This window comes from Streptomyces sp. NPDC060209 (assembly GCF_042728155.1).
Classification (GTDB): Bacteria; Actinomycetota; Actinomycetes; order Streptomycetales; family Streptomycetaceae; genus Streptomyces.
The window spans coordinates 25164-34026 of sequence record NZ_JBHWZS010000066.1 but is presented as its reverse complement, the minus strand read 5'-3'; the positions used below and the strand labels follow the sequence as shown (position 1 = coordinate 34026).

The following is an 8863-nucleotide window of genomic DNA, read 5'->3' as shown; positions in this document are numbered from 1 at the left end:
AATGAGCCCTGCTCCCACGATGGGCATTCCGCCGGCCGCAGCGGCGCCGGCGCTCGCCGAGACCGACGCGCTCAACGAGCGGGGCCTGCGGGTCCTCCTCCTCTCCCGGGCCGCGGGCGGGCTGGACGGGCCCGACCCGGGCGCCGGGGCCGAACCGACCGCCCTCGTCGTCCTGGAGCAGCGGCTCCGCCCGGACGCCGCCGACACCCTGCGCTACTTCGAGGAGCAGCACGTCGCGGCCAAGGTCATCTCCGGGGACAACGCCGTCTCGGTGGGCGCGGTCGCCGGGAGTTGTGGGTGGCCTGGAGCGTCAGCCCCCGGACTGCTCGTAGCGACCGGCCAGTTCGGCCGCGCCCGTCTCCGTCAGCGAGCCGTGGAGGCGCATCCGGGCCACTCCCCCGTCGGGGTAGGCGTCCAGGCGTACATGGGTGACCACGGCCTCGGTGTCCAGGACGAAGCGGTGGAGGGTGTCGGGCTGGAGCCTGGTGCGGGGGAGGATCTCGAACCATTCGCCGGTCTCGCCGTCGCGGCCGTGGAGGCCGATCCAGCCGGCCGCGTTGCCCTTGAGGTAGGCGGTGTCGATCTCGACCGCGCGCACCGCTCCCTGCGCGGGGAGGCGGAAGCGGACCCAGTCGTTCGTGTCGCGGACCCGGCGGCGGCGGTTCTCCCAGCCGTCGTCCATCTTTCGGGAGGTGCCGGGCAGGATGATCTGGGCCGGCGAGGAGTAGAAGCGGTCCGAGGCGTCCTCGTACATGCCGCCGTTGAGGATCGAGATCAGGTCGATCGTGCCCAGCGCGGCGAGCCAGGCCGGGTCGGGGACGACCTCGCCGTGGACGCGGAGGCGGGCGATGCCGCCGTCGGGGTGCTGGCAGATCCGCAGGTGGGTGTAGCGGCGTCCGCCCGTGACCTCGAAGCCGTTGGCGGCGTGGCCGCGCACGGGGGCCGGCGGGACGAGCTCCTCCCACTTCACGTCTTCGGCGAGCAGTTCCTCCGGCCCGGGGGCGCCTTCCACGGCCGTCGCCTGGACGGAGACGCGCTGCGGGTAGTTGCCGCGGAAGTGGGCGGTGTCGACGACGATGCCGCGGATGATCCCGGGCGTGCCCAGCCGGACGATCGCCCAGTCGTGGTCCTCGGGGGCGGGGAAGGGGTGCTCCGCGTCCGTCCCCCGGCGGCGGCGGGTCTCCCAGCCGTCCATGATCTTGCCCTTGTGGCCGAAACGCTCGGGGTCGAAGACGGCGGGCTCGCGGATCAGGAGGTTCTCGCGCTCGGCGAAGAACTCGTCGTTCGCCGCGATCACGCCCGCGCCGAGGCGGCGGTCCGCGAGGTCGACCAGCTCGGTGAAGGAGAAGTCACCTGTGCGGTAGTCGGCGTAGGGGTCACCGCCGCCGTAGGGTGCCGCGTCGTTGGCGTGCGGGTCGGTGGAAGGGTGCTCCGTCTGGATCTCGTCGCTGGGCATGGGCCCACTGTGCAGGCGCATCACCGATCAGGTCCATCGAAAGTTTTCGTACGGTTCTTTCAGTTCTGCTTAACAGATGTGTGCGCCACCTCTTGCAGCGCCGCCAGCACCCGCGCGACCGCAGGACCGCGTTCCGCCCCCTGCCGTACGGCCGCCACCACATGGCGGTACGGCCGGTCCGCCTCCAGGACCCGCATCACCACGCCGTCGCACGGCCGGTCGGAGACCGAGACCATCCGGGGGATCAGAGCGACGCCCATGGACGCCCGCACCATGGCGAGGATCGCCGTCCAGCCCGCGGCGCTGTGGGCCTGCTCGGGGACGAAACCGGCGGCCTCGCACGCGGCGGTGGTGATCTCCGACCACGGGCCGGAACCGCCGAAGATCCAGGCTTCCCGGGAAAGGTCCGCCAGCCGCAGGGCGGGCACCCCGGCGAGGCGGTGGCCGGCGGGCAGCGCCACGTCCAGCGGGTCGGCCAGGAGCGGCATCAGGGTGAAGCGGGGATCCCGGGCCGTCGGGGCGTGCGCCGCCAGGGAGAGCGCCAGGTCCACCTCACCGGCCGACAGCAGCTCGTAGGCCTGGGCCGCCTCCGCCTCCCGTACACGCACCTGGGGCCCGGGCCGGTCCTCGGCCTCCAGGAGCCGCACGGCCGGGACGACGAGGGCGGACACGGCGGTCGAGAAGGCACCGACCCGCACCTGTCCCGCCTCACCCCGCAGATAGCCGGTGAGCTCGGCGTCGGCCCGCTCCAGCTCGGCGAAGACCGCCTCGGCGTGGCGCAGCACGAGGTGAGCGGCGTCGGTGAGCCGGACGCGGCGCCCCTGCGCCTCCAGCAGCGGCACACCGAGCTGTCCGGCGAGGTTGGAGAGCTGCTGCGAGACGGCGGAAGGAGTCATGCGGAGGGCCTCGGCCGTGGCGGTGACGGTGCCCCGGTCGCGCAGGGTGCGCAGGATGCGGAGCTTCTTGACGTCCCACTCGGTCATGGCCGAAACCTACCCGGAGCCCGGACATGCCGGTGCGCCGCGCGGTACGTCGTACCGGCGGCGCACTCGGGAGAACTGGCTAGGCCTGCTTCTTGGACTTGTCGAGGACCATGACGAGCCCCACGATCACCAGGAACAGGACGATGGGTGCCGCGACGTAGAGGCCGAGGGTCTCCAGCACGTTCAGGCCCGGGCCCGGGTCGTCACCGTCGTCGCGGGTGAGCGCGAGCGCCGGGGACGACATGAGCAGCATCATCAGCGTCGTACCGGCCGCGACGGCGCCGGCGCGCATAGCGTTCTTCTTGTCCACGGTGCAAACGTAGCGAACGCCTAGGAGGGGCGCGCGCCCGGGGGTGCCGTACGGGACTCCGGGCCGTCCGCCAGAACGGCCATCAGCCTGTGCAGCCGGGGCGATGCGGTGATCTCCTCCAGGGTGACGGGGTGTCCTTCCGCATCGGCGATGGGCAGGCGCCAGTTGGGGTACTGGTCCCAGGTCCCGGGGAGGTTCTGCGGGCGGCGGTCGCCCACCGTGTCCGGGAGCCAGACCCCGGCCATCCGGGCCGGGGTGCTCCGCAGGAAGCGGTGGACGGCGCGGACGGCCGCCTCCTCGTCGCCGTCGCCCTCGGGCAGCAGCCGGAGCCGGGCGAGGTATGCCAGCCACTCGGCGGTGTCGGCGGCGTCCTCGGCCAGCTCCTGTTCCAGACCGCGGGTGAGCAGTCCGAGCCGGTGGCGGAGCGTCACGTGTTCGCCCGTCAGCCTGGCCGCGGTGGAGGGCAGGTCGTGGGTGGTCGCCGTGGCCACGCAGTCCTGGCGCCACTTCTCGGGAGCGAGCGGGCGCCCGGTCCCGGCCCAGTCGCGCTCGAACCAGAGCACCGAGGTGCCGAGCACCCCGCGCCGGGCGAGTGCCTCGCGTACGCCGGGCTCGACGGTGCCCAGGTCCTCCCCTATGACGACGGCACCGGCCCGGTGCGCCTCCAGGACGAGCACGGCGAGCATCGCCTCGGCGTCCTGACCGACGTACGCGCCCTCGGTGGGTGGGTGCCCCTCGGGCACCCACCAGAGCCGGAAGAGACCCATGACGTGGTCGATGCGCAGGGCTCCGGCGTGGGCGAGGAGGCCCCGCAGGAGATGGCGGAAGGGTGCGTAGCCGGACGCCGCGAGGGCGTCGGGACGCCAGGGGGGCAGCCCCCAGTCCTGGCCGTGGGCGTTGAAGGCGTCGGGAGGCGCGCCGACGGACATGCCGTGCGCGAAGGCGTCCTGCTGCGCCCAGGTGTCGGCGCCGTCGGGGTGGACGCCGACGGCGAGGTCGTGGACGATACCGACGGCCATCCCGGAATCCCGCGCGGCTCTCTGGGCGGTCGCGAGCTGGGTGTCCGTGAGCCAGGCGAGCCGGCAGTGGAAGTCGACGCGGTCCAGCAGATCGGTGCGGGCACGGGCGCTCTGCGGGGAGCGGGGGTCGCGCAGCCCCTCGGGCCAGGCGCGCCACCGCGGGCCGTGCAGCTCGGCCAGGGCGCACCACAGGGCGTGGTCCTCCAGGGCCTGCCCCTGCTCGGCGAGGAAGTCGCAGTAGGCGGCGCGGCGCCCGGGGGTCAGGGGGACCTCGTGGACGATCTCCAGGGCCTGCTTCTTGAGGGCCCAGACGGCGTCCCGGTCGATCAGCGCGCCCTTGTTCAGCACGGCCTCGCGCAGCGCCGCGGCTTCCTGACGCAGATCGTCCAGGGCCGCCCTGCCGGGCTCGGCGACGTGGCCGTACTCCGGGATCGACTCGATGTGCAGATGGACGGGGTCGGGGAAGCGGCGCGAGGAGGGGCGGTACGGGGACGGGTCGGTCGGCCTGCCCGGTACGGCGGCGTGCAGCGGATTGACCTGGACGAACCCGCTCCCCAGGGTCCGCCCCGCCCAGGCGGCGAGGTCGGCCAGGTCCGCGAGGTCGCCCATGCCCCAGGAGCGGGCGGACAGCATCGAGTAGAGCTGGACGAGGAATCCGTGCGTGCGGGCGGGAGGCCGGGGTACGCGGTCCGGAGCGACGACGAGCGTGGCCGTGGCGTAGCGGTGGTCCGCACTGCGGACGGTAAGCCGGTGGACGCCCAGGGGTGGTTCCGTCCACCAGGAGGGCGTCTTCGGCGTGTCCGCGGACGGGGCAGGGGCGGGAAGCACCCGCATGCGCAGGGGCGTGGGTGTGTCGGTGCTCCCCGGTTCGGGGTCGACCGTCAGGAGCGCGCCGGGCGGCAGCGCGGTGAGCGCGGCCGGCAGCGGCTCCCCGGACCAGGCCACCACCGTCGGCGGGAGCAGTCGGGAGGCCGCTGCCGATTCGGCTGCGGCGAGAGATCTCCGCACCTCCGCGGGAGTGGCGGCGTCGACGCCCAGCGCGGCGAGCACGGCCGTGACCGTGTCGTCGGGGACGGACACCGTGACATCCGCGGACGGGGAGAAGGAGGTGGCGACGCCGTGCAGTGCGGCGAGCCGGGACAAGCCCATTCAGACTCCTGGGGACTCCATGCCCCCTGCGGTGCCGGGTGCTGTCGGCTCGCTGGTCAGAGGGGCGACGGCGGCGAGCGGTGGCTCGCTCGTGAGTGGTGTGGCGTCGGCGAGCGGGGGCTCGCTGGTGAGCGGCGGCTCGCTGATGAGCGGGGCGCTGTCGGCGAACGCGGGTTCGCCGGTCAGGTGGGAGACATCGGCGAGCGGCAGCTCACTGATCATCGGAGGGGCGGTGAAGGTCGGGGACGTCTTGCCTGCCGGCCGATCGGGATCCATGGGGCTCGGTACCTGTTTGGAGAGGGCGGAGAGCAGAAGCTGCGCGGAAGCGGGCACGTTGGCCTCCTGGCCGTGGACAACAGGACACAGCAGACCTACCCAGCGGGCGCGGGAGCAGGCGTGGACGTGACATAGGCGTTATGACAACGAGCTCAACGTGCCGTGGGTCACATCCCGTTCCCTCGCATGCCGGGTATGGGCGGTTTTCAGCCACTCGGCGACTCTTCCCCGAACCCCCGCGCGCCACGCCGTGCAATGCGTCGGGCCTGTCCGACGAAGCGGGTCCCGCCGTGGTGGCAGGGCGCCTACGCCCGCCGCACGGGACCAGGACGCCCCCTGAGGGCCCGGAGACGTCGAAGGCCCGGTTCCTCAGGCCGAAACGCCATCGATCCGGGCCATCACGTCGTCCGCGCCGAACGGCTGCAGGTAGGGCAGCCAGCGCGGATCCCGGTGTCCGGTCCCGATGATCCGCCAGGCGAGACCACTGGGCGGCGCGGGCTGGTGGCGCAGGCGCCAGCCCAGCTCGGGCAGGTGCCGGTCGGCCTTGACGTGGTTGCAGCGGCGACAGGCCGCCACCACGTTGTCCCAGGCGTGCTGCCCGCCCCTGCTGCGCGGGATGACGTGGTCGACGCTGGTCGCGGCGGCCCCGCAGTACATGCAGCGGCCACCGTCCCTGGCGAAGAGCGCCCGGCGCGTGAGGGGAACGGGCCCCCGGTAGGGGACCCGCACGAACCGCTTGAGGCGGACGACGCTGGGCGCCGGCACGGCACGGGTGGCACTGCGCATGAAGGCGCCGGACTCCTCGAGGCAGATGGCCTTGTTCTCGAGGACGAGGACGAGCGCGCGGCGGAGAGGTACGACGCCGAGCGGCTCGTACGAAGCGTTGAGAACCAGGACGTGCGGCACGTGGATGCCTCCTTGTACGCCGGCGACGCGTGGCTCGCGCCGGGACGATCCGATCTCAGTCTCTCCTCATGCCTGGTCCGAGCGCCACCACGTGCGGGTAACGGGCCGGAGGGATTTTCCTCTCCGGCCTGCAGTCCGCAGGGCCAGGAGACACCGGAACAGGCGCTTCAGCAGGGCGGCCGGCCCCTCTGTGGGGTCGGCCACACCCCCGGTATCCCCGGGTGAGACGTGTCTCTCCCCGCTCGGCGGCAACGAAGCACTCCCCCGGCTTCGTTAGTGTTATTGGTCTGCTGTCGCCCCTTCTGGAGGTCCCCGCCGTGTCCCTGTCCGCCCTCCTGGCCGCGGCCCCGTCCCCCGGTGCCGCCGGCTCGCTGGACGAAGCCGCCGAGCGGGCCGGGAACGCCGCAGGCTGGGTCGAGGAGAACTGGTCCACCTGGCTGAACACCGGTCTTCGCATCATCCTCATCGCGGCCATCGCGATCGTGCTGCGCTACCTGATCCGGCGCGCCCTGACCAACCTCATCGACCGGATGAACCGCAGCGCCCAAGCGGTGGAGGGCACGGCCCTCGGCGGCCTGCTGGTCAACGCGGAACGCCGCCGCCAGCGCTCCGAAGCCATCGGTTCCGTACTCCGCTCGGTCACGTCGTTCCTCATCCTCGGCACCGCGGCCCTGATGATCCTGGGCGCCTTCCAGATCAACCTGGCCCCCCTGCTGGCCTCTGCGGGGGTCGCGGGTGTGGCGCTGGGCTTCGGCGCACGCAATCTCGTCACCGACTTCCTCTCCGGCGTCTTCATGATCCTCGAGGACCAGTACGGCGTCGGTGACACGATCGACGCGGGTGTCGCCTCCGGTGAGGTCATCGAGGTGGGCCTGCGGGTCACCAAGCTGCGCGGTGACAACGGCGAGATCTGGTACGTCCGCAACGGCGAGGTGAAGCGGATCGGCAACCTCAGCCAGGGCTGGTCCACGGCCGGCGTCGATGTCACGGTCCGCCCGACGGAGGACCTGGACCTGGTCCGCAAGGCGATCTCCGAGGCGGGCGAGACCATGACCAAGGAAGAGCCCTGGTCGGAGCGGCTGTGGGGTCCGGTGGACATCCTCGGCCTGGACGCGGTGCTGCTCGACTCGATGACCGTACGGGTCACGGCCAAGACCATGCCGGGCAAGTCGCTGGGCGTCGAGCGCGAGCTGCGCTGGCGCATCAAGCAGGCACTGGACGCGGCCGGTATCCGGATGATCGGCGCCGTTCCCGCCCAGACCGGCGGGGAGTCCACCGCCGACCCGACGGCGGCCATGGCCGCGCCGTCCGCGTACGCGTCGGCGACGTCACCGCAGTCGCTGGCCGCGACCCCGATAGCGCCGCCGAACCTGTCGAAGTGACCGCCGTGCTGCACAGCGCCCCCGCAGGTAACGCTTTGGTTGCCTCGGGGGCGCTTCCCATTGACGGCTCCGCGACGTCGCCATACCTTCCTCTCACCGATAGGAAAGTTTCCTAACAGAGGGGTGCGTCGCTCATGGCCGGAACCACACCGGGAACACCCCGCGTTCTGCGGGCCATGAACGACCGGGCCGCGCTCGATCTCCTGGTCACCCAGGGCCCCCTCACCCGCACGCGCATCGGCGAGCTGACCGGGCTCTCCAAGCCCACCGCCTCCCAGCTGCTGGCGAGGCTGGAGGACGCGGGCCTGGTCCGCTCGACAGGCAGCCAGGGCGGACGGCCCGGACCGAACGCCGTGCTCTACGAGATAAACCCGGACGCCGCCCACGTCGCCGCGCTCTCCGTCGGTCCCACCGGCATAGACGCCGTCGTCGCCGACATCACCGGCACCGTCGTCGGCTCCTGCCGTGTCGAGGCCGACGCCGTCGCCGAGGACGTACGCCACCGCACCGCACAGCTCGTCGCCGAGGCCGTGGACGGCGCCCTGCGTCCGACCGGTCTCGGCCATGACGACCTCGACGGCGTGGTGGTGGGCACACCGGGCGCGATCGACCCGCACACCGGACAGCTGCGCTACGCGCCCCACCTGCCCGGCTGGCACTCCCGCACCCTGCTCGCCGATCTCGCCGAGGTGGTCGGAAGGCCGGTCGTCATAGAGAACGACGTGAACCTCGCGGCCATCGCCGAGCAGTACGCGGGCGCGGCCCAGGACCACGACCACTTCGTGCTCGCCTGGCTCGACGAGGGCGTGGGTGCCGCGATCGTGCTGGGCGGCACCCTCCTGCGCGGCGCCACCGGCGGCGCGGGGGAGATCGGCTACATGCCGCTGCCCGGCGCCCCGCTCGCCCGCGGCGGCGCGGCCGACTGGGCGGGCCCCGACGCGGGGGGCGGCTTCCAGAGCCAGGTCTCCTGCCCCGCCGTGCGCGACCTGGCCGGTGGAAGGCCGCTGACCGAAGCGCTCGCCGACGAGGCCGTGCGGGCCGAGGTCGCCCGCAGACTGGCCACCGGCCTCGCCTCCGTGGTCGCCGTGGTCGATCCCGAACTGGTCGTCCTCTCCGGCCGGGTGGCCCAGGCCGGCGGGGAGGAACTCCGCGAGCGGGTCGAGGCCGAGATGACCGGTCTCGCACTGCCCCGGCCGCTGCTCCGCATCAGCGACATCGAGGGTGACCCGATCCTGACCGGCGCTCTGCGAACGGCCCTCGCCCAGGCGCGCGACAGCGTCTTCGACACCGCCTGAACCACCCGGCATACCACCGCGCCGTCCGTACCCGGTCACGCGTACGGCACCCCCATGCCCGGTGAGCACCTCGTGCCCGGCTCCTCC

At 72.9% G+C, this 8863-nt stretch carries 8 protein-coding genes and 1 pseudogene; 3 read left to right on the top strand and 6 right to left on the bottom strand.

Annotated features, from left to right (window positions below; genetic code table 11):
* A pseudogene (locus ACFWFI_RS15555) lies at positions 1 to 310 on the top strand (cation-translocating P-type ATPase); the annotation flags it as partial.
* On the opposite strand, the gene alc reads toward ACFWFI_RS15555, so the two are convergent.
* The 6 genes from alc to ACFWFI_RS15525 form a co-directional block, all read right to left on the bottom strand.
* The gene (gene alc, locus ACFWFI_RS15550; protein WP_387389752.1) at positions 311 to 1456 is read right to left on the bottom strand and encodes an allantoicase; all 1146 of its coding nucleotides are present in this window, start codon (positions 1454 to 1456) and stop codon (positions 311 to 313) included.
* A 59-nt stretch (positions 1457 to 1515) separates the two neighbouring features.
* Positions 1516 to 2439, bottom strand: coding sequence for a LysR family transcriptional regulator (locus ACFWFI_RS15545; protein WP_387389751.1), 924 nt, complete (start codon positions 2437 to 2439; stop codon positions 1516 to 1518).
* 79 nt (positions 2440 to 2518) lie between these two features.
* The gene (locus tag ACFWFI_RS15540; protein ID WP_387389754.1) at positions 2519 to 2731 is read right to left on the bottom strand and encodes a hypothetical protein; all 213 of its coding nucleotides are present in this window, start codon (positions 2729 to 2731) and stop codon (positions 2519 to 2521) included.
* Positions 2732 to 2769: 38 nt separating this feature from the next.
* Positions 2770 to 4917 carry a 4-alpha-glucanotransferase gene (gene malQ / locus ACFWFI_RS15535; protein ID WP_387389749.1) on the bottom strand — a complete coding sequence of 716 codons (2148 nt, stop codon included), beginning with the start codon at positions 4915 to 4917 and terminating at the stop codon, positions 2770 to 2772.
* Positions 4918 to 5250, bottom strand: a complete 333-nt coding sequence (locus ACFWFI_RS15530; protein WP_387389746.1) for a hypothetical protein — start codon at positions 5248 to 5250, stop codon at positions 4918 to 4920.
* A 312-nt stretch (positions 5251 to 5562) separates the two neighbouring features.
* Complete coding sequence (locus ACFWFI_RS15525; protein WP_387389743.1) at positions 5563 to 6099, bottom strand: HNH endonuclease; 537 nt, start codon at positions 6097 to 6099, stop codon at positions 5563 to 5565.
* A 317-nt stretch (positions 6100 to 6416) separates the two neighbouring features.
* Here ACFWFI_RS15525 and ACFWFI_RS15520 point away from each other — a divergent pair, with 317 nt between their 5' ends.
* Positions 6417 to 7481: a mechanosensitive ion channel family protein gene (locus ACFWFI_RS15520; RefSeq protein WP_387389741.1), complete on the top strand. Its 1065-nt coding sequence runs from the start codon at positions 6417 to 6419 to the stop codon at positions 7479 to 7481.
* 134 nt (positions 7482 to 7615) lie between these two features.
* A complete protein-coding gene (locus tag ACFWFI_RS15515) occupies positions 7616 to 8776 on the top strand; it encodes an ROK family transcriptional regulator (protein ID WP_387389740.1) in 1161 nt (386 codons plus the stop codon).
* Positions 8777 to 8863 lie beyond the last annotated feature (87 nt).

Bases quoted from the DNA above. Each gene is read 5' to 3' on its own strand.
- alc (WP_387389752.1), bottom strand. From the start codon at position 1,456: ATGCCCAGCGACGAGATCCAGACGGAGCACCCTTCCACCGACCCGCAC.
- ACFWFI_RS15545 (WP_387389751.1), bottom strand. From the start codon at position 2,439: ATGACCGAGTGGGACGTCAAGAAGCTCCGCATCCTGCGCACCCTGCGC.
- ACFWFI_RS15540 (WP_387389754.1), bottom strand. From the start codon at position 2,731: ATGCGCGCCGGCGCCGTCGCGGCCGGTACGACGCTGATGATGCTGCTC.
- malQ (WP_387389749.1), bottom strand. From the start codon at position 4,917: ATGGGCTTGTCCCGGCTCGCCGCACTGCACGGCGTCGCCACCTCCTTC.
- ACFWFI_RS15515 (WP_387389740.1), top strand. From the start codon at position 7,616: ATGGCCGGAACCACACCGGGAACACCCCGCGTTCTGCGGGCCATGAAC.